18 protein-coding genes and 1 pseudogene are annotated in these 20492 nt (G+C 57.2%); 10 read left to right on the plus strand and 9 right to left on the minus strand.

The genetic code is table 11. The features are described 5' to 3' along the window. The first annotated feature begins 96 nt into the window (after window positions 1-96). Together AAEZ03_RS00180 and AAEZ03_RS00185 are read left to right on the plus strand one after the other, a co-directional pair. Window positions 97-654, plus strand: coding sequence for a TetR/AcrR family transcriptional regulator (locus AAEZ03_RS00180; protein ID WP_350574846.1), 558 nt, complete (start codon window positions 97-99; stop codon window positions 652-654). Window positions 655-679: 25 nt separating this feature from the next. Next, window positions 680-1057 carry a hypothetical protein gene (locus tag AAEZ03_RS00185; RefSeq protein ID WP_350574849.1) on the plus strand — a complete coding sequence of 126 codons (378 nt, stop codon included), beginning with the start codon at window positions 680-682 and terminating at the stop codon, window positions 1055-1057. A gap of 139 nt (window positions 1058-1196) precedes the next feature. On the opposite strand, the gene AAEZ03_RS00190 is transcribed toward AAEZ03_RS00185, so the two are convergent. Then, complete coding sequence (locus AAEZ03_RS00190; protein WP_350574852.1) at window positions 1197-5519, minus strand: dermonecrotic toxin domain-containing protein; 4323 nt, start codon at window positions 5517-5519, stop codon at window positions 1197-1199. 330 nt (window positions 5520-5849) lie between these two features. On the opposite strand from AAEZ03_RS00190, the gene AAEZ03_RS00195 reads away from it, so the two are divergent. The 6 genes and pseudogenes from AAEZ03_RS00195 (at window position 5850) to AAEZ03_RS00220 (ending at window position 9173) form a co-directional block, all read left to right on the plus strand. After that, on the plus strand, window positions 5850-6020 hold the full coding sequence (locus AAEZ03_RS00195) for a hypothetical protein (protein WP_185059559.1): 171 nt from the start codon (window positions 5850-5852) through the stop codon (window positions 6018-6020). Further along, a pseudogene (locus AAEZ03_RS00200) lies at window positions 5969-6184 on the plus strand (alcohol dehydrogenase); the annotation flags it as partial. The gene AAEZ03_RS00195 and the pseudogene AAEZ03_RS00200, both read left to right, overlap by 52 nt. Before the next feature lie 291 nt (window positions 6185-6475). Further along, window positions 6476-6790 carry an acid-activated periplasmic chaperone HdeA gene (gene hdeA, locus AAEZ03_RS00205; protein WP_048370138.1) on the plus strand — a complete coding sequence of 105 codons (315 nt, stop codon included), beginning with the start codon at window positions 6476-6478 and terminating at the stop codon, window positions 6788-6790. 248 nt (window positions 6791-7038) lie between these two features. Further along, a complete protein-coding gene (locus AAEZ03_RS00210; protein WP_227024732.1) occupies window positions 7039-7497 on the plus strand; it encodes a hypothetical protein in 459 nt (152 codons plus the stop codon). 134 nt (window positions 7498-7631) lie between these two features. Beyond that, window positions 7632-8006, plus strand: a complete 375-nt coding sequence (locus tag AAEZ03_RS00215) for a hypothetical protein (protein ID WP_350574856.1) — start codon at window positions 7632-7634, stop codon at window positions 8004-8006. A gap of 18 nt (window positions 8007-8024) precedes the next feature. Continuing rightward, window positions 8025-9173 carry a PQQ-dependent sugar dehydrogenase gene (locus AAEZ03_RS00220; protein ID WP_350574859.1) on the plus strand — a complete coding sequence of 383 codons (1149 nt, stop codon included), beginning with the start codon at window positions 8025-8027 and terminating at the stop codon, window positions 9171-9173. A gap of 55 nt (window positions 9174-9228) precedes the next feature. Here the strand turns inward: AAEZ03_RS00220 and eco are convergent, their stop codons facing one another. Continuing rightward, a complete protein-coding gene (gene eco / locus AAEZ03_RS00225) occupies window positions 9229-9711 on the minus strand; it encodes a serine protease inhibitor ecotin (protein ID WP_350574862.1) in 483 nt (160 codons plus the stop codon). 235 nt (window positions 9712-9946) lie between these two features. On the opposite strand from eco, the gene pgm reads away from it, so the two are divergent. Continuing rightward, complete coding sequence (gene pgm, locus AAEZ03_RS00230) at window positions 9947-11587, plus strand: phosphoglucomutase (alpha-D-glucose-1,6-bisphosphate-dependent) (RefSeq protein ID WP_350574865.1); 1641 nt, start codon at window positions 9947-9949, stop codon at window positions 11585-11587. A 73-nt stretch (window positions 11588-11660) separates the two neighbouring features. On the opposite strand, the gene AAEZ03_RS00235 is transcribed toward pgm, so the two are convergent. The 3 genes from AAEZ03_RS00235 to AAEZ03_RS00245 form a co-directional block, all read right to left on the minus strand. After that, on the minus strand, window positions 11661-12143 hold the full coding sequence (locus AAEZ03_RS00235; protein ID WP_048370150.1) for a YbaK/EbsC family protein: 483 nt from the start codon (window positions 12141-12143) through the stop codon (window positions 11661-11663). An 80-nt stretch (window positions 12144-12223) separates the two neighbouring features. Further along, window positions 12224-13234, minus strand: coding sequence for a zinc-dependent alcohol dehydrogenase family protein (locus AAEZ03_RS00240; RefSeq protein WP_048387862.1), 1011 nt, complete (start codon window positions 13232-13234; stop codon window positions 12224-12226). Between the two features lie 54 nt (window positions 13235-13288). Then, window positions 13289-13585 carry an ArsR/SmtB family transcription factor gene (locus tag AAEZ03_RS00245; protein WP_048387864.1) on the minus strand — a complete coding sequence of 99 codons (297 nt, stop codon included), beginning with the start codon at window positions 13583-13585 and terminating at the stop codon, window positions 13289-13291. Window positions 13586-13768: 183 nt separating this feature from the next. Between AAEZ03_RS00245 and hemB the strand changes: the two genes are divergently transcribed. Next, a complete protein-coding gene (gene hemB, locus AAEZ03_RS00250) occupies window positions 13769-14743 on the plus strand; it encodes a porphobilinogen synthase (RefSeq protein WP_153372681.1) in 975 nt (324 codons plus the stop codon). A 58-nt stretch (window positions 14744-14801) separates the two neighbouring features. On the opposite strand, the gene AAEZ03_RS00255 is transcribed toward hemB, so the two are convergent. The 4 genes from AAEZ03_RS00255 to AAEZ03_RS00270 form a co-directional block, all read right to left on the minus strand. Then, window positions 14802-16418: an alpha/beta hydrolase gene (locus AAEZ03_RS00255; protein ID WP_350574870.1), complete on the minus strand. Its 1617-nt coding sequence runs from the start codon at window positions 16416-16418 to the stop codon at window positions 14802-14804. A 7-nt stretch (window positions 16419-16425) separates the two neighbouring features. Continuing rightward, window positions 16426-18804, minus strand: coding sequence for a TonB-dependent siderophore receptor (locus tag AAEZ03_RS00260; RefSeq protein WP_350574873.1), 2379 nt, complete (start codon window positions 18802-18804; stop codon window positions 16426-16428). Between the two features lie 69 nt (window positions 18805-18873). Then, window positions 18874-19836 carry a FecR family protein gene (locus AAEZ03_RS00265; protein ID WP_350574876.1) on the minus strand — a complete coding sequence of 321 codons (963 nt, stop codon included), beginning with the start codon at window positions 19834-19836 and terminating at the stop codon, window positions 18874-18876. Continuing rightward, window positions 19829-20359, minus strand: coding sequence for an RNA polymerase sigma factor (locus tag AAEZ03_RS00270; protein ID WP_350574878.1), 531 nt, complete (start codon window positions 20357-20359; stop codon window positions 19829-19831). Before AAEZ03_RS00270 ends, AAEZ03_RS00265 begins: the two co-directional genes overlap by 8 nt. Window positions 20360-20492: the final 133 nt, after the last annotated feature.

Genomic DNA, 20492 nt, shown 5'->3' on the forward strand with positions numbered 1-20492 from the left:
TCGGAGAGTGGACAGTGATAAAAGGATACCGATCGGTTTACCTGCAAGTCAACCGATCGGTATACACTGGCCGCATTCACTTCAAAGGGATGCGTGATGAGTACTGCAGATGTGATCACCCGGGCGGCCCTCGATCTGTTCTATCGCCAGGGCTTTCATGCCTCGGGGGTCGAGCAACTCAGCCAGAGGGCTGGCGTGACCAAGAAAACCCTGTACCGGCATTTTCCGAGCAAGGAACATGTGGTCGAGGCTGCGCTGCAACTGCGGCACGCCGAGTTCATGGGGCAAATGGCCAGGGCAGTAGAGGGCGCTGACGAAGCGAACAGGCCCCAGGCGTATATCGACTTCATTATCCGGTGGGCGCAGTCGGCTGATTTCCATGGCTGCGCGTTCATCAATGCTTCGGCGGAATACAGCGCTCAGAGCGCTCCTGCGCATGTCTTGGCCAGTCAACACAAGCAGCAGGTCCTGAATTACCTGCAAGGTATTTGCACGCAGGCAGGCCTGACGCAACCGTCGGCGGTTGCGATGCAACTCTTTGTGATTGGCGAAGGTCTTATCGTCACGTCCCAGGTCAGTGGACTAGCGCCAGCGATGCTCCCTGCAATACACGAAATGGTGGCTGTGCTCTGCGGCGCGTCACCCCGTGAATAGCCACGATAAGGGATCTCAACACGGCATGACGCCGTCTCAAGGAATGATTATGTTGACCAGGACAACGCAACACCGCGCCCTTTTTAGCCTCGTCTTAGTTGGGGTGGTATTGGCAGGCTGCGCCAGCAGCCCTCAGCTCTCGGGGCAATCCGTCACTGATCCGCTGCTGCGCAAGGATGTGTATGCAACAGTCGAGCGTCTGTTTTCAGCGATGACCCAGTGTCATTCAATCAGCGCCGTTGATAGCCGTATTACCCATATAGATAAGTCGCCGAGCGGCGCGATCCAGAAAGCTGAGGAGACCTGGCAGGTTTCCGGTTGCGGGACCACCGAGGCTTACAAGGTGGTGATGCGGGCAGATGACAAAGGTGAGACTGACTTCTCGGTTTCGCAGCAACGCTAAGTAGCCGCACAAAAGTTCCGCGTTCATGGCGGGCGTACTGTCTCAGTCGGGGCTTGGAAAGAAGAGTCCGGTTTTACATGAGTGTGTTGCGCTCATGCTCAGCCGGACATCAATGTGATCGAAATGCTCCGGGAGGCCATCAAAGACTGTTAGGCACCATTCTCATGCCATACGCTTTCAGGTCATTGATCAGATTATCCAGTTTGTTGTAGCGCTTTTGGTGAATGTGTTCCCAGTTGGGACGTTCGATATAGAGCTTGCCTTCTGCATCGGTTTGCAAGGGTGTACGCAGTATTTCCCGGCTGCTTGAACGATGAATCAATTCGGGCCAGCGCTGGTGATCTTTATCGAACAGGAACTGGCCGGTTTCGGGAAGTGTTTGCTCAAGTTGAGACTCGGTTAAGGAATGCGTTTTAGGGTGTTTGCCCGGTATTTCTACTTCAAGCAAAAAGTCGTTTTTCATAAAAGCGACATTCGAGCCAATGAAGTCGGTTTTTCCAACGTCCCCGCGGTCTACTGTTATGCCACGTTGTGACCCTGGCTTAACGTCTGCCACACGCAGTGAAATTGCGCCCTCCAGTTCTGCGAGCCCGGGCACGCCCTGGTGGGCGTTGGCGTGGCTATTGCCGACCAGGGCGATCCACTTATGGTTACCCGTTTGTGCCTGATGGTTGCGGATGATTTGGCTGGCACCGTAGCTAAATAATGTCGAGCGCGCGATATCGGCCGAACCTGCGATACCTTTGATGTAATAGCTGGCAACACAGTCGATGGCGATTATCCTCAGGCCATGCTTTTGAGCGTTGTAGACCAGGTTGCTGAATGAATAAGGGCTGCTCGCGTCAATGCCGTAGCCGTTGTCCAGATCGCGAAGGAAGGTGTTAAGTCTGGGTGAAACTTGGCCTGTCTTCGAGAAAGCATCCAAATGCAGTTGGTGGAGATCTGCCTGTAAATGCTCCAGATACAACGTTTTTACGTCGTTTTTTTTAAACAGCTCAAAATGATCAATGATCACCTTTTTACTTGAAACGGCTGAGTGGGCTTCTCCGATAATGACCCCGTTGTATTTCTTGTGAAGGGTTGTGAGTATCTCAGGCACACCGGTATCCGGTGCGAAGCCGGGCGAGGGTAAACGTTGTTTTGCAGGCAAGTCTTTGAAGAACGCTTTTGCATCCTTGTACATTTTTAATTGCAGATGATGTGCATGAGATCGTGCACTCTCTAGAGAGTCAACACTGTAGCAGTAGTTAGTAAAGTCAATATCGTTATGGGTTGTCAGCCTGTCCAATGTGTCAGTGAACTCGGGGCTTGCAGCGTATTCGCTGTACCGAATCACGGGTGTATCCGGCAAAACCTCTGGCGTGTGCAGTTTTAAGGGTTCCCACAGCTTGGTTTTATCTGCTTGACGGTTTTTGACTTCCCAAACATTGCTGCTCGTATGGCGCCGTACTTTGTACGTGGAGCGGTTATCCCCTGAGGCCAAATACCAATGCCTTCCCAACCACCCTTTTTTGACTTCAAAGATACGGCCGTCCTGGCGAATAAAATGGTGGGTAGTCTGCGCATAAATACCTTGACTGTCGGGTGTGTCTACCGCTCTTGTGACGGTGTAGATACCTTCGCGACTAGGGCGGGTCCCATGAACATCAAGCGCTATGACCTCATACTTGTTTAATAATTGATGGACTGTCAGCTGTTGCTTGGCAGAGCCTATTGTGGGAGCAGAGTCCCAGCGCCCATAAGCAATCTCAAGTGCGCGAGTGCGGTACAACGCATCAGGCTGGCGTTTATCCAGCGCGTACCAACTTTCGCTAAGGTTGTCGTATTGACCATGATGCAGCTTGCCTGCGTTGTCCTTTAAGTAGTGACTGACCTGTTTGTTCGAGGGGTCGATGTGTTCATAGACACCTGAGCCAAAGTGCCCGCCTGTGCGTAACGTCATGTCATCGGGGGTTAGTGTACTGGCCGCTTCAGGGTTAAGACTTGAGCTGCGGGGTGTTGTCCGGTTGCGCAGGGATCGGCCAAAGACCATCGAGCCGGCAAAGTCTGAAGCGGCATCGGTGAGGTGAGCCAGCGAGTCTAGAAAGTGCATCATCGCTTCATGCTTTTCATCACGGTCTAGCGCATCCATCCCGTCTGCCACACTGTAGATAAACCTCACCAACACCAGCGGCAGCAGGATTTTGGTAGGCAGGACAAAGCTGATGATGTCAATCACAGTGAGTGCAAGGTCTTTGGCGGTTTGCACATTGGTTTCATAGGTCGATGTTGACTGTTCATCAGCATTGCGTACTGCAAATTGCGCTTCTATGGCGTAAGCCGTTTTTTGAAAATGTTTACTGATGGACTGAAGTTCAATCTTTGCCGCCAGCAAATCATCTACCAGCAATGGCTTGATATAGGGCTGCCTGGCGGGTGTCACGCGGTTTAATACATAACTGCTCAGCGCATCAGAAGACAGCACGCGGCCCAGCTCATTAAAGGAGTCGACTCTGCGAAACCAGACTTTATCCGGAGCGTTGGGCGTGTAGCACAGCAGGCGTGTTGAAGGGGTTGCCGTTATGACCCAGACCCCCGGCAACGTATAGCCTCTGAGCATCAGCTCATTCACCTTGATGCGATGGCCTGCCACCAGGGGGCGGTCTTTTTCATTGGGGTAGTTACGCAGCGCTTCAACCCACGACACTTCTTCGGGCGTCAGTATGTTTTCAGTGTTGTCGGTGAGTTGAGCTTCAAGGAGGTCCAGGTTCAATTGCGCATCGTTGAGCGCGACATAACGTTCTTGACGCCATTGGGCCTGGGCTGACTTGAAGTTAAGCTCGGGCTCGTAAAGCAGTGCATCCTCGATGGTTTTTTTATAGGTGGCACCTATATCCAGCGTTCTTACCAGAGCTTTGAGGTAGGCGCTGGTCAGAAAGGGGTGGCGCTTACGTTTGTCATCTTCAATTTGTGCTGTCAGGGCAAAAGTGACATCGAGTTTTCCGACATTGTCCAGGGCCAGGTCGCTCAGGGTGCGTCGTGTTGTTTGGTAGGTGAACGTTGGGCCGGTGCGGCTAACAGAGTTCCCGGCTGCATAGCCCGAGGTGCTGAAAGGATAAAACCCCGGGCTTGTGTTAAAGGCCTCGGTGGTCGCGATGATCACGCTGTCGGGGTCAATGTCTGCGTTGTGATCCTTTTGTATCTGTTGCCTGAGACGGGCTCTGGCGTAAGCCAGCAGGCTGTTTTTGCTGCCGCTGGCAAAAAAGCCCTGGGGGTCGCGAGTTTGAGCGGCGAGTTGCGCTTGATAGAGCTGTTGGACGGCTATGCGCCACGCCAGTTTCCGCGCCTCGGGCGCCTGTTTGAGCCACTCGGGTAACTGGTTTTCAAACAGTCGGGTGTAGCGCGCTTTGAGAATGCCGGCCGGATCAAGGTAGAAACTGGCATCGAGGGCTTTTTCAAGGTGTTCGCTCAGCGCATCGAGGTCGTACTCAACCTGTTCGGCACGAATGGTTTTCCACACCTCACGGAGGTTGAGCGCTTGTTGCTGGATTAACCCATCGACGAAATGGGTAAACACGTCGCCCTTGATTTCATGGTAACTGAGCTCTGTCAGGTCCAATGCGGCTGCGCGGTCTTTGACAGCGACATAACTTAGCAGTGCACTACGTTGGTAAGGATCAGCGAGCCTGGCCAGCAGCTCTTGACTCAAAGTGTGCAGAGACTCGAATTCCTCGAGGCCGCTGCCGGGTACGTAGAGCACGACCTTGGGCGACGTGTCCCCCGATTCGGCTGCACTGTTGTCGACGATGGCCAGCAAGCCTTGCAAAGGGATATTCGGCAAGGGTGGCCTTTTAAAAGCGATCTCATACACCGCTCGTGGCGAGGGCTCCTGGCTGTCCAGGCGCTGCCTGGCGGTCGGAAACGCTTGCAGTTGAGCGATTGCGGCATGGCCCTGTGCACTCAGGGTGTTATCAGCCAACCGAAGTTTGCTTTCTGCGACGAATACGTTACGCAAGAACGTGTAGAGCCAGTCTTTGGGACTTTGATCTTGCAGATAACTTAATGGCGACTGCCAAAAATGCTCAAGTGCGGTCTTTACGTGCTGTTGAAGGTGGTGGCAAATATCATGAACAAATTCTTCGACGTGAACGATGTCGATAACCGGGGCCACGTCTTCATCGGCCACGGTATAGGGACGGTTGTAAACCCGGGTTGAGCCCTGTGTATACGTGGGGAATTGCCGGCTGGAAAAACTGAACTCAATGAGCTTGGTGATCGAATGGCTGATGAGTGCGGGCGTTTGTCCAACTGTGGCTGGAGCCTCATGGTTGACGTAGAGGTCATCGGTGCAACTGCCTTCAGGCAGGCGCGAATGCGTGCTCTTCAAGCGGTGATTCAACACTTCACGAAAATCCGGTTGTGCGTCAATCAGTACGCTTAGTTGCTGTGCAGCCTGTTTTAGTTTGGCTAAATGGTCCGTCATGTTGAATCTTCCTGTTGATCCGCAAATGGGCAGTGTTGCGCGCGGATGCATCAGGTAATCGCAAGTTCAAAGCGTCGTGGGCCTATATAAATATTTTTGTTGTAAATACAGGCAGCATGGCCTGGTGGCTTTGCGCCGTCGAGTCCATGCCATTTTGTACAAGTCTATGATTAACGCTCTGCTCCCGGTCGGGAACAGGGCGTTTTTTACTGGGAGCTAAGGCATATCTGCCAAAGACTGCTTAACTGCACCGAGTAATTTTCGGTCTGCTGATCACGGAGTACCGATTGGCAGGGCTGCTGATTCTTGAACTGCTAAAGGAAGGCTGTCATGAAAGCGCTTACCTACCAGGGGCCCGGCAAAAAACAATGGTCGGAAATCCCCACGCCTGTCGTCGATAAACCCACCGACGCCATCATCCAGATTTTGCACACCACCATTTGTGGCACCACCTGGAAAAACTGTGGATCCAGAACGTTAATATCTCAACCGGCCTGGTGAATACCAACACCACCCCGATGCTGTTGAAAACACTGCAGTCGGGCAAGATCGATACCGCGCAACTGATCACCCACCGCTTTGCGTTGAATGACATTCTCAAAGCCTATGAAGTGTTCGGTAATGCTGCCCAGGAAAAAGCCATGAAGGTCATCTTGACTCAGTAATCAAGGCGGAGCGCCGTCAATATAACCGGCTTTATATTGGCGGCGTTGACTTGAGTCAGTTGCTTCTAGCCCTCGGGTGACAACCTGTAATTTTATATAACTGACGTTCAGTCGATGTTTGATATCCGTCTGTTATTTATAGTTTTTTTATCACTTGTCTGCCGTGCGAAGTTGTCTTTTAACGATCACAAAAAGCCGGGGGGTGTGGTTTGACAGAACCCATATCCACAACTATGGTCTTTGGCGGCAGAACCAACGTAACTGTCTCATTGATAATAGGGAAATATTCATATGAAGAAGCACATTCTGATGATTGGCGCAGCAAGCCTGCTGGCGATGTCGACACTGGCTCAGGCAGACGCCAAGAAGCCATTGGCGCAGTGGACTTGCGAAGATTTTCTGGCCGTCAATGAAAGCTTCCAGCCTGTCGCTGTCGGCCTGGGTGAAGCCGTTAACAAAAGTGGCAAGGTAGAAGACGCTGTGCTCGATGTTGATGGTGTGGCAAAAGTGACTCCTGAAGTCATCACTGCTTGCCAGCAAGACAAAAAAGCCACCTTCGTGCACAAAATCAAAGATGCCTGGAGCAAGGTCAAAAAAGACGTTTAACGTCTTTTCAGCCTGTACTTTCCCCAAGTACAGGCTGCACCCGCCTGTTAGCGTGAGCCCTTCACCTGCAAAAACTCCCACATCCCACCTGAATTTCCTGAGCGACACGCCCTCTATATAAAGACCTGCTGCCTGGTGTGCAGGGGGGACGTAGTAGACTGCCTGCGTGTTATCTCTTTTTGTTGGGGAATCTTATGTTAATCAGGTCATTAGCCGAGCTTGACCGCATTCGTGACGAGTGCAAGTCCATGGTTACCAAGCGCTCCGCTGTGTCTGCGGGAGCTGCCGCCATTCCCGTTCCGGGGCTGGACCTTGGCACCGACGTGGCGCTGCTGGTTGAGATGCTCCCGGCGATCAACAGTAAATTCGGGCTCACCCCGCAGCAAATCGAACAGATGGACTCGCGCTCCAAGCGCCTGGTGATCGTGGCGGTCAGCAGCATTGGCAGCGAAGCCATCGGCAAATTCATCAGCCGTACCCTGGTTATGTCGATGCTCAAGAAGATGGGCACCAAGGTGGCGACCAAGTCAGTGGTGCGCTTTGTTCCGTTTGTCGGTCAGGCGGTGGCAGCGGGCATCAGTTTTGGGGTCATGAAGATGGTGGGTAACGGGCATATCGACGATTGCTATGAAGTCTGCCGTCAAGCGTTGCTGGAGGAAGCCCGGCAATCGACGGTTATTGTTATCGGCCCTGAAACGGACGACTAATGACGCGGACTCAGCGCGCTGGCAACAAGATGTGACATTTGAGCGGGCGCGCATGAAGCGTTCGCTGGATTAATCGCGAACCGGATCGGCAAACTGCACTCCAACGCTCAGGCTTACCTGAATTGGAGCAAACCATGATCAGTGCGCGACACAGTGCTTTTGGGCTCTTGCTGCTGGCCGCAATGGCCGCCCACGCGTCAGCCCACGCTCAACCCGACATAGCCAACGGTGGTCATGCCCAACGACCGGCCACCGTGTTGTTGGCGCAGAACACGCTCACTCCCGGTGTGGCGCCTTCCAACAACAATGCCATCCGGCGCATCAACCCTAACAGTCGACAAGGCACAGGCCCTGATCCCGGTCTGATTCGCCCCGGTCAACCTGTGCCTCAAGGGCAAAGGCCGTCGATTGAAAATGGCCAGATCGGCAACGGTTACCCGCGAAATCCACCCGTACCTCAAACCTTGCAGCCAACGGCACCCTCGGTACAGCCCAGGGATGCGCGTTAATCGAAAAAGGACTATCGGATGTTGAAAAAAACCGCATTGGCGACCTTTGTCGTCACCTCGATGTTTGCGTTGACGGCGAATGCCCAGACTGGGCAGGCGCAGACATTCAAGTCAGAGTTGGGCCCCGTCACCGCCACACCTGTGGTGCAGGGGCTAGACCATCCCTGGGCACTGGCGTTTTTGCCCGATAAAAAAGGCATGCTGGTCACCGAACGCCCCGGCCACCTGCGTTGGGTGAGCCCTGAGGGCAAGTTGTCGGCACCGTTGGCGGGCGTGCCCAAGGTCTGGGCCAAAGGGCAGGGCGGTTTGCTGGATGTGGTCTTGTCCCCGGACTTTGCCAACGATCGACTGGTTTACCTGTCATTCGCTGAAGAGGGCCAGGACGGCAACGCATGCACGGCGGTCGGGCGCGGGCGTTTGTCCGATGACATGAGTTCGCTGAGCGACTTCAAGGTGATTTTCCGTCAGGAGCCCAAGCTCTCAACCGGCAATCATTTTGGCTCACGGCTGGTCTTTGATCGCGACGGTTACCTGTTTATCGCGCTGGGCGAAAACAACCAGCGTTCCACTTCACAAGACCTCGACAAGTTGCAGGGCAAAGTGGTGCGCATCTACCCGGACGGGCGCATCCCCGAGGACAACCCGTTTGTCGGGCAAAAAGGCGCCAGGCCCGAGATTTGGTCTTATGGCCACCGTAACCAGCAGGGCGCAGCCCTGAACCCCTGGACGGGCACACTCTGGACCCATGAGCACGGGCCAAAGGGCGGCGACGAAATCAACCTGATCGAACGCGGTCAAAACTACGGCTGGCCACTGGCGACTCACGGCATTGATTACTCATCGAAGCCGATTCCTGAGGCCAAGGGCAAAGTGGTCGAAGGGACGGTTGCGCCTTATCACGTGTGGGAGAAGTCGCCCGGGATCAGCGGGATGACATTTTATGACGGTGAGCGTTTCAAGCCTTGGCAGCACAACCTGTTTATCGGTGCCCTGGCGGATAAAGACGTGATCCGTCTACAGCTGGACGGGGACAAAGTAGTGCACGAGGAACGTTTGCTGGGTGGCTTGAAGGCGCGAATTCGTGATGTTCGCCAAGGGCCGGACGGTTACGTGTACGTACTGACCGAAGAGGACAAAGGCGCGGTGTATCGCGTCGGCCTGGAGTAACCGAAGGGTCGGGCGAGCAGACGTATGCCTGCTCGCCCGAAGGCTTGTGTAGGGATTATTCAGCGGTCGCTTGCTTGATCTGTTTGGACGCGGACCAGATCCGGTAGCGCACTTCAACGCCCTTAGGGACGTAGAGCACAATCGGCAATTTGCTGTTGTAACGCAGCATGAAGCCATCGCCCACCACCGGAACAAAGTCGGGGTGCGGCTTGCCGTCAGGGCAGGCCATCATGGTGCTCAACGGGCCGCTGACCTTATCCAGGCGATACATTGGATAGCCCCAGCCCTTAAGGTTTTTTTCTTGCAACTTGCCGGTCAGGCGCTGCTGGTTGCAGTCAACCTGAAGCGTCTTACCGGCAATGATCTGGACCTTGTAATCTTCTTCGTTCTTTTGCGACGGCAGGCGAATGACCTGACGAGTGAAACCCGCATCGGCTTTAGGGTAGGGGGCTACATCTTCCAGTTTGGCGGCGTTGGCCACGCTGCACAGCGTACTCAACGAGAGGGTCAGGGCCGCGCTGATAACGAGTGGTTTCATGCTGCTTCCTTTTTCGAACTTAAACATACGCATCCGTAAACACATTGCAGACGCACCGGGATGAGGCAATTTTTGCCATGAGCGGGAACAGGATGCAAATTGTGCCGTCTTATAAAGCAGAATTTGCTGACAAGACATAATTGATACGTTGTGTCAGGACAATTGCTTCGCGCCAATGTCGAAGTGCCAGTAAACTGCGGTTTTTCCTCCGAATCATTTCTTTTTGAGGTTTTGCATGACACTCAGTCCTCTTGCGGGCAAACCGGCTCCAGCTCAATTGCTGGTCGATATTCCGCGACTGGTGACCGGTTACTACACCGGTCAACCCGATGCAGCGATTGCCACCCAGCGAGTCGCTTTTGGAACATCCGGGCACCGCGGCAGCTCGTTTGAGCTGAGCTTCAATGAGTGGCATGTTCTGGCAATCAGTCAGGCCATTTGCCTGTACCGCCAGTTCAAAGGGATCAATGGTCCGCTGTTCGTCGGCATCGACACCCACGCCTTGTCCACCCCTGCGGGTGCCAGCGCGCTGGAAGTTTTCGCTGCCAATGGTGTCGACACCATGATCGCTGCGAACGATGAGTACACCCCGACGCCCGCCATTTCCCACGCCATTATTTGCTACAACCGTGGCCGCACTACCGGGCTGGCTGATGGCGTGGTGATTACGCCTTCGCACAACCCGCCGGAAAGCGGCGGTTTCAAGTACAACCCGCCTAACGGTGGCCCGGCAGACACTGATGTCACCAAGTGGATCGAAGCCAAGGCCAACGAACTGCTGGCCGCCAAGCTCGCCGGTGTCAAACGCATCAGCTACGAGCAGGCGCTCAAAGCCAGCAACACGCACCGCCACGACTACCTGAACAGCTATGTCGCAGACCTCAAAAACGTCATCGACATGGACACCCTGCGCGGTGCCAACCTGCGCCTGGGCGTAGACCCGTTGGGCGGTGCCGGTGTGCGTTACTGGTCGGCAATCGGCGAGCACTACGGGTTGAACCTCGAAGTGGTCAACACCGCGGTCGATCCAACGTTCCGCTTTATGTGCGTGGACTGGGATGGCCGCATCCGCATGGACCCGTCCTCCAGCCACGCAATGCAAGGGCTGATCGGCCTTAAAGAACGTTTTGACGTGGCTTTCGCCTGTGACCCTGACCACGATCGTCACGGCATCGTGACCCCGTCTGGCGGCCTGTTGGCGCCTAACAACTACCTGGCGGTGGCCATTGACTACCTGTTCCAGAACCGTCCGCACTGGCGTGCCGATGCGGCGGTGGGTAAAACCGTGGTCAGCAGCGGTTTGATTGACCGTGTGGCAGCGCGTCTGGGGCGTCGCCTGTACGAAGTGCCGGTCGGCTTTAAGTGGTTTGCCGATGGCCTGTTTGACGGCTCGCTGGGCTTTGGTGGCGAAGAAAGCGCCGGGGCATCGTTCTTGCGCCTGGACGGCAGCGTATGGTCGACGGACAAGGACGGCTTGATCCCTGCGCTGCTGGCCGGCGAGATGACCGCTCGTACAGGCCGCGATCCTTCGCAGCTGTATCAGAAAATGACTGAAGACCTCGGTTTGCCGTTCTCGACCCGGGTCGACGCCAAGGCCACCCCGCAACAGAAAGCCCTGCTGGGCAAGTTGTCGCCGGAGCAAGTCAAGTCGACGACTCTGGCGGGCGAAGCGATTACCCAGATCCTCAGCCATGCACCGGGCAATAACCAGCCAATCGGTGGGCTCAAGGTGATGACCGAGAACGGATGGTTTGCTGCACGCCCGTCGGGCACCGAAGACATCTACAAGATCTACGCTGAAAGCTTTGTCAGCGACGAGCACCTCGGCCGTCTGGTCGCAGAAGCTCAAGTGCTGGTTGATAACGCCATCGCGTAAAAATCATTACCTGTAAAAAAGGCTGGCCCCGCAAGGGTCCAGCCTTTTTTACGGCTCTTAGAACAGACTCGTGCTACACCGCGCACGGTGCCTCAAGTTCTTGGCACACATCCACCCACTGGGCATTCACCAGTTGTGCCATACGGGTCGGGCTGATGCGCACGGCGGAATTCGTGGTGCCAGCGGCGGGCATGACTTCGCTGAACGCCTGCAGAGAAATATCGCAATACACCGGCAGATCAGTTGCCAGGCCGAACGGGCAGACACCGCCCACCGGGTGGCTGGTCAGCGCAACCACTGTCTCGGCATCAAGCATCTTGGCCTTGCTGCCCAGTGCGTTCTTGATCTTCTTGTTATCAATACGCGCATCGCCACGGGCCACCAACAATACATTCTGCTCACCCACGCGAAAGGCCAGGGTCTTGGCAATTTGCCCCGGTTCAACGCCATGGGCTTCAGCCGCCAAGGCAACGGTCGCGGTGCTGGTGGCCAATTCGATGATGTGCAAGTCAGGGGCGTTGGCAGTGAAGAAAGCGCGTACGGATTCAAGGCTCATAAGGTTCTGCTCGCTGGGCAAAACCTCGAATCTAGTAAAGCCGGAGGCGCACTGTCAATGCGCCATCCGGTAGAGGCGGGTCAGATGTCCAGGACGATCTTGCCGAAATGCTGATTGGTTTCCTGGTATTTGAACGCGTCAACAATCTCGCTCAGCGGGAAGTGGCGATCAATAATCGGGCGCATGCCAGCGGCATTGATGGCACGGACCATGTCTTGTTGCTGAGTGCGGCTGCCGACCAGTACGCCTTGCAGGCGTACTTGCTTGACCAGCGCAGGCACGAAGTTCATGGCGCCCGAGACGCCGCTCAAGATACCGATCACCGAGATATGACCGGCCACGCGCACGGCAATCATCGACTGTTCAAGCGTTGATGGGCCGCCAACTTCAATCACGTGGTCGACACCACGGCCGCCGGTCAATGCGCGCGCCGTTTCGCCCCAGTTTGTGTCTTTGCGGTAGTTGATCACATGGTCCGCGCCCAGCGCTTTAAGGCGCTCAAGCTTTGCGTCGCTGGAGGAGGTGGCTATCACGGTGGCACCGGCCATTTTGGCGAACTGCAAGGCGAAAATAGACACGCCACCCGTGCCTTGTACCAATACCGTATCGCCCGGTTTGAGCGAATCATCGGCCATCAGTGCGCGCCAGGCGGTCAGCCCGGCCGTGGTCAGTGTTGCAGCCTCTGCGTGGCTGTAGCCGACAGGGGCGAGGGTGAAAGCGGTGGCCTTGGCGGTTACTTTCTCACGGGCATAACCGTCAATACCGTCACCCGGCACAGTGACGAAACCTTCAACCAGCGGCGTGCCGTCAATCCATTCAGGGAAGAAGGTGCTGACCACGGAGTCGCCAACCTTGAACTCGCTGACACCAGCGCCAACAGCAACCACTTCGCCCGCGCCGTCGGCCATCGGGATGCGTTGTTCAGTCGGGCCCCACATGCCACTCACGACCGCGAAGTCATGGTAGTTCAGTGAGTTGGCGTGCAGGCGCACGGTGATTTCGTCATTCGCCGGCGCGCGCACGTCGCTGCTGCCGACCACTACATTTTGATAGCCGCCGCCAGGTTGGACGAAAATGGTTTTGTTGCTCATGGGGCTTCCTCATGTTTTTACATTCCGCGAAATAACGAAATGATTGGTTAAAAATTACAACTCGATTTTCAGCCTAGCTGCAAAGTCAGCAATCGCTTGTTCATTGCGTCGATAGTAGGTCCACTTGCCGATGCGCGTGGTCAGCACAAAGCCTGCACGTTGCAAAATCGCCAAATGGGCAGACGCTGTAGAAGGGGACAACCTGGCCTTGTGCTGCAAATGTGTCACGCAGACACCAATCGCAGGATCACCATGGTCCTGGGGCGGGAAATGCGTGAGAGGGGCTTTGAGCCACTGCATCATTTGCATGCGGGTGTCATTGCCCAAGGCTTTAAGCTGTTCGAGAATCATGGGAAGCGATATTACGCTTTTTAACGAAATGATCAACCGGTCATGGCCCGCGACAACGGGACGCAGGCAGGCCGCAAGTTTTGCAATTGCAGGTTCATTCCTGTATTTGTTGCGCCATTGAGCCTGGGTCAAGGCTCTACTGTTTTGCCGTTCGTTTTATGAACCTGCCCTTCAGGAACCATGATGCCTAACCAGTTCCCCTCTGTTCGTCCCCGTCGTCTGCGCCGTAACCAAACCTTGCGCGACCTGTTCCAGGAAACCGAATTCAGCTTGAACGACCTGGTGCTGCCGATTTTCGTCGAAGAAGAAATCGACGACTTTGTGCCCATCACCAGCATGCCGGGCGTGATGCGTATTCCTGAGTCGAAACTGGCAGGCGAGATTGAGCGGTATGCTCGCGCGGGTATCAAGTCGGTGATGGCGTTCGGTGTGTCGCACCACCTGGACGCGACGGGCAGCGATTCCTGGCGTGAGGATGGCCTGGTTTCGCGTATGGCGCGGATCTGCAAGGACGCCGCCCCGGAAATGATCGTGATGAGCGATACCTGCTTTTGCGAGTACACCTCTCACGGCCACTGCGGTGTGATGCACGACCACGGCGTGGACAACGATGCGACCCTGATCAACCTGGGCAAGCAAGCCGTTGCTGCCGCTGCTGCTGGCGCCGACTTCATTTCGCCTTCGGCCGCCATGGACGGTCAGGTTCAAGCGATTCGCTCAGCGCTGGACGCGGCCGGCTTTATCGACACCTCGATCATGGCCTATTCCACCAAGTTTGCCTCGGCACTCTACGGCCCGTTCCGTGAAGCGGGCGGCAGTGCCTTGAAAGGTGATCGCAAGTCTTACCAGATGAACCCGATGAACCGCCGCGAGGCCATCCGCGAGTCGTTGCTCGACGAACAGGAAGGCGCTGATGTGCTGATGGTGAAACCGGCCGGCGCGTATCTGGACATCATTCGTGATGTGCGCGAAGCCTCGCGCCTGCCGTTGGCGGCCTATCAGGTCAGCGGTGAGTACGCGATGATCAAGTTCGGCGCCCAGGCCGGTGCCATTGATGAAGCCCGCGTGGTACGTGAAACCCTCGGCTCGATCAAACGTGCCGGCGCCGACATGATCCTCACCTACTTTGCGATGGACCTTGCCCTGCAAGGCATTTGATTGAGCTGAGAGAAGACGGCCTGCGATCTTTTGATCATCAAAAGATCGCAGGCCGTTATTACCTCAACGCAACCGGAACACACGCCTCGGGTGTCTCGGGGCTCTTGCCTATCAAGCTGATCAAGCCGCACGCCAGTGAACCCCGCCATTGCAGGTAATCGTGGCCGCTGGCGTATTCAACGTGTTCAACCGGGTAGCCCTTGGCCTGCAAGACATTGCGCAGTTGGCGGTTGCTGTCGAGTATCCCGGCACCAGGCGAACCTGATTTGTCCTCAAACAAACCCGCCTGCAAATAAAAGCGTAACGGTAGCCGCGGGCTGGCCGCGTATTGGCGGGCGAGCCATTGATCTTCAGTGTTTGGCGGGCTCCACCAGTACGAGCCGGACAAACTCAGCACATTACCAAACAGTTCCGGGTGTTGCAGCCCAAGCCAGGCCGAGGCCAGCCCGCCATAGCTGGAGCCCGCGACCACTGTGTGTCTGGCGTCAGTGGCCAGGCCTTGTTGCTTGGCCCACGGCATCAGCTCTTGTGCCATAAACCGGGCGAAATCCGCGTTGGGCGGCAGCTCCACAGGGCGGGTTTCATCGCTCGGGTTGGCAATGATCAACGCTGCGGTGGGCGGGATCAGGCCGTCGGCAATCAAATTGTCGAGAATCGTCGGCGTGGGCACTTGACGCGTGTACGCGTGAGCATCGAACAGCACCAGCAAGCCCGGCTGCTGGTCGATGTTATTCCAGCCCGCCGGGCGATAGACGTAAACATCCCGGGTGTTGCCCAAAATCTCGCTTTTCAGGGATTCGCGCTCAACGCTGCCGGGGGCCACGTGCGCGCGTTTGTTCAGCCAGGGCTGGGGCGGGGCATCTGGCAATTCCATGACCGAGCGGGTCAGGCTCGGCTCATATTTTTGCTTGCCGAAGCTGTGCGGGTTGAGCGGATCGCGCTGAGCCGTGGCCAAGAGGGTGCGGCGATCGCCGGCCTCTGGCACGTCCGGAGCCAATTGATAGCTCAAGCGGGCGCTGGACGGCACCCGGTACGTGGCGTACCAGACGTCGCTGTCGCCCAAGCGCTGTAAGGCATCGTGGCCGCCGGAAGGCGAGCCGAACAGCCGCACATTTTGCCGGGCCCCGCGCCACAAAAACGTGACCAGTCGCTCGTTGGGGCTGTCAGCCAGCGCTTCAACCAGTGGCGTGCCTTGTTGCTCGCGGTCTTTCCAGAACGCTTGGGTGGTGGCGCCTTGTTTCAGTTGCTCTGCCAATTGGCCCAAGGCCGGGCTGAGCAGGGCGGTCGGGGCGCGCTGTTGTTCGCTCAGCGCCAGCACCTGGCTCAAGGTGAGGGTGAACTCGGCCTGTGGCCGTGTCGACAACTGTTCAGCGCGCAGCAGGTACTGGCCATCTTCGCGGGCGACGAACATAAAGTCCCGCGACAGGTCCGCGCCGTCCACCAGCAGGCGCAGCGGGTTACCCCGCGCGTCAAGCAGGCGCAGGTTGACATCGCCTGCCACCTTGCCCTGGACCAGATCACCGGCCTTGAGAGCCAGGCTCCAGCTGGGCTGCAGGGTTTTGGCAACACTTGCGCGCACGCTTTGGCCCTGGCTGAGCGGTTCGACCGCCAGGGCTGACGCGCAGGCCATGGCGCTAAACAGGCAACCAAGGCTCCAGCGATTGAATGGACTCATGCTCACCTCAGAAGTCGATGCTGGTAGAGAGCTTCAGCGTGCGCGGTTCACTGACCGTGGCGAAGCCATCGTTGAACACGCCTGCCCAGTAGGAACGGTTTTCGACGTTCTCCAGGCTGGCGCGGAACACTACGTCTTTGCTCAGGATGCGCGTGCTGTAACGCGCACCCAGGTCATAACGGGTCCATTGCGGGATTTTCAGGGTGTTGGCGTCATTCAGGTACTGCGAGCTGCTGTGAATGACCAGCGTGTTCAGGGTCAGGCCTTCGACCCACGGCGTGTCCCACTCGGCACCCAGGTTGGCCGACCACTTCGGTACGCCACGTGCGGTGTTGCCGTCCAGCGCGCCGTTGGCCGTGCGGGTCAGCTCGGCGTGGGTGTAAGTGACACCGCCCAGCAGTCGCACCGAAGGAATGATCGAACCGAACATGTTCCATTCCACACCACGGTTACGTTGCTTGCCGTCGTCGCTGTAAAGGTTGCTGGCCTTGTTGAGGATCAGGCTGGGTTTCTCGATCTGGAACGCACTCAAGGTATGGGTAAACGTGCCCAGGTCCCATTTCACACCGGCTTCCACTTGCTTGGCCTTATACGGTTCGAACTGATCGCCGTAGTTGGCCGCCGTCACGTCGCCGACGGTGTTGCCCTGGGTCAAGCCTTCGATGTAGTTGGCATACAACGACACGGGCACATCCCAGGGTTTGATCACCAGGCCCACGGCCGGGGTGATGGCTTGTTCGTCGTAGGTTTTTGGCTTGCTCATCTGCTGGCGCACCCGTTGTGAACGAGCTCCCAACGTTAGCAGCACTTTGTCATCAGCGAAGGCCAGGGTGTCGGCAACGGCAAAGCTGGAGAGGGTGTTGTCACCGGTTTTCGAGTTGGAGCCCGTGTGCCCGGCAATAATTGGCTTGCCAGGGTGGTAGATGTTGCTCGGGTAGCGCGCGCCGGTCACGGTGGGCGCCCGGCCAATGTTCTGGTGCAACAGGCTGGCGGTGAACACCAGCTTGTGGTCGATGGGGCCTGTGGTCACATGCCCGCGAATACCGGCCTCGTAAGCGGTACTGGCGGTATAGCCGGCCTGGTTGTAGGTTTCGCCGGTGGCGTCGCCCTTGTCATTGTTGACCCGCAGGCGGGTGCCGTTGAGAAAGCCCTGATAGCGGCTTTTCGAGCGCCCGGCGCTGGCGAAGGTTGTCCAGTCGTCGTTGAGTTCATATTCGCCGCGCACAATCACGGCCTTGCTGATTTGCTTGGCACTGATGCCTTTGAGGATGTTGGTGTCAGCCTTCGGTGCCTTGAGCACATGGCCAATGTCGCTGAAGCCGACCATCATCGGACTGCCGTTGATGGCCCGCTCGTGGGTTTCATAAGCGTCCAGTGCGAGCTTCCAGCCGTCGCCACGATAATCCATGGCCAGCGACGTGAGCGTGCGTTCCTTGGACTGTTTGTCGACGCCGGTGTCGCCGTCGCCGTACACGCCGTTAAAGCGAATGCCAAAGCGCTGTTCGTCGCCCAGGCGACGGCTGAAATCCAGGTGCTCGGCAAAATAGCCGTCAGACACATAGCTGGTGGTCAGGCGGGTCAGCGGTTTTTCCCCGGCGCGTTTGGGCACCAGGTTAATCACACCGCCCACGCCACCGCTGGGTGCCATGCCGGACAGCAGGGCGCCCGGGCCTTTGAGCACTTCTACGCGGTCCAGAAATTCGGTCGGCACGTGGCCGTCCGGGGCCATGCCGTACAAGCCATTGAGTGCCAGCTCTGCCGAGTCGAGGGAAAAACCACGGATCATGAAGTTCTCATACGCGTGACCTTCGCCGGTGCTGAAGCGGATCGACGGGTCGTTGCGCAGGACTGCACCCACGGTGCCGCTTTGCTGGTTTTCGATGGTTTGCGCGGTGTAGGAGGTGATGTTGAACGGCGTGTCCATGATCTGGGTATCTCCCAGCAGCCCCAAGCGAGCACCGGTGGCCACCTGGCCGCCGCTGTAGGCTTCAGGCAAATCACTGGCGCCCAGGCCGGCACCGTTGACCCGGGTTTCACCCAGGTTCAGGGCGCCGTCAATCTGCGCCTGGCGCAGTACGATCACACCGTTTTCTTCGCTGGCGACCAGCCCGGTATTGGCCAACAAGTGCTGCAAGGCTTCATGCAGGGTGTACTGACCATTCAGTGGTTGCGCACTGCGCCCGGCGAGCAATTGGCTGTCGGCGGCAATGGCGACGCCCGCTTCACGGGCCAGGGTATGAACCGCAGCCTCCAGCGGCTGTGCGGGCAGGTTCAAGTTGAGCGGCGTGTTGCTGCCCGCCAGAGCGGTCCCGGCGCCGAACAGCAGAGAGCACGCCAGTGCCAGGCGGCTCAGTGGGCCGCGGTAAGGGGAGGCGTAATGCGACATGGTCAGTCCTGACTCGAGTGTAGTTATGGGTGAAGACGGACCTCGGCGCGTTTACCCCTCAAAAATAATTCAACGCAATTGCACATAGAACTCACCGGCCTTGTTGACCAGTTGTACCGGCAGAATTCGCGGCAGCGTTTGCAGCAGCATTTGCGGTTTATCGCTGGGGAAACTGCCGGTCAGGCGCAAATGTGCGGCGTCGGTGCTGACCCGCACAGGGCGGGCTGCATAAGCGTTGTACTCAGCGAGCACTTCGGACAGCGGCGCATCGGTGTATGACCACCAGCCCTTGCGCCAGTTTTCAATATCCGGCCCGGCCTGGCGGTGCGGATTGAGCGCGATCATCTCGCCTTGGGCATTGAGGCTGACGTGCTGCCCGGCGGTGAGGATTTTCGCTTCCCCCTTGAGCCCTTGCACATGCACCCGGCCGCGGGCCACCGCCACCTGAATACAGCCGCCACGGTCGCTGACACTGAACGCCGTGCCCAGGACCTTGATCTGGCCCAGTCGGGTATTAATGACAAAACTGCGCAAGGTTTCGTGGGCCACGTCGAAATATACGTTGCCGTGCAGCAGCATTATCTGGCGTTGAGCGTGGCTGAACTCAACGCGCACGTTGGATTCAGCGGCCAGCAGCAGCTCGCTGCCATCGGGCAAGGTGACTGGACGCGACGGCTCGGCGTGTTCAGTGAGCAGCGACTGGGTGAAAGGTCTGGTTTCGCGCCACAGCCAGCTCAACCAGCCCGATGCGCCGATTACCGCCAGCAGCCCGGTGCCCTGGCGCAGCAGGCGGCGACGGCTCAGGTTGACCGGCTGCGACTGCACCGTGCCGCGCAACTGTGGCGTTAAACGATGGATCATTTGCCAGCGCCGCTCGGCCTCAAGCCAGGCATGCTCGTGTTCACTGCTTTGGCTGCGCCAGAGCGCCAGTTGCTTGTGGGCCTGCTCCACCCGCACAGGGTCATCGCTATTGAGCTTGGCCAGATACGTCAGTGCCTGTTGCACCTTGCGCGCAGAGAGCGGCTCAGACATGGCGGCAAGCCAGGCTCAGTTCAGACAGATCAAACACGGCCCGGGCGATGTGCAACTCAACTGACTTGGCCGACAGCCCAAGCTCCTCGCACACCTGGCGATGGCTACAGCCCTCCAGCCGCACCCGCACAAACACCTCACGGCGCAGGCGCGGCATGCGCTCGATGCGCTCGATCAAATGCTGCAATTGCTCGCGGGCAATGACGATTTCTTCAACGGTGGGGCTCAGCACATCGAGCCGGCTCATCCAGTCATCCAGCGCTGCAACCTCGCTGCTGTGGCGGCGATATTGATCGATGCACAGATTGCGCGCCGCCTTGAACAACAGCGCCCGAGGATTGGCCACCGGGCTGTTCAACGTATGGGCATAGGCCTGGGCGAAACTGGACTGGGCAATATCCGCCGCATCGTCAGGGTTGCGCAAACGCCCGCACAAATAGCGGCGCAGCTCGGTGTAGTTGGCCAACAGATCGTCGACCACTGCGTTCAAAGAGGATGTGCAAGACGGGGTAAGGAATGACATGCAGAGCCGCTGGAGAGAGATGCTAATAGGAATTCGTATCATTCTCACATATGTGTAACTCTTTGTGCCAGCGTGTAATCGTGCCCCAAAGCCCGGTGGGAGCGGGCTTGCTCGCGATACATACAACCCGGTG

The sequence above is a fragment of the Pseudomonas sp. HY2-MNA-CIBAN-0224 genome (assembly GCF_040310285.1).
In the GTDB taxonomy this organism is placed as follows: domain Bacteria; phylum Pseudomonadota; class Gammaproteobacteria; order Pseudomonadales; family Pseudomonadaceae; genus Aquipseudomonas; species Aquipseudomonas helleri.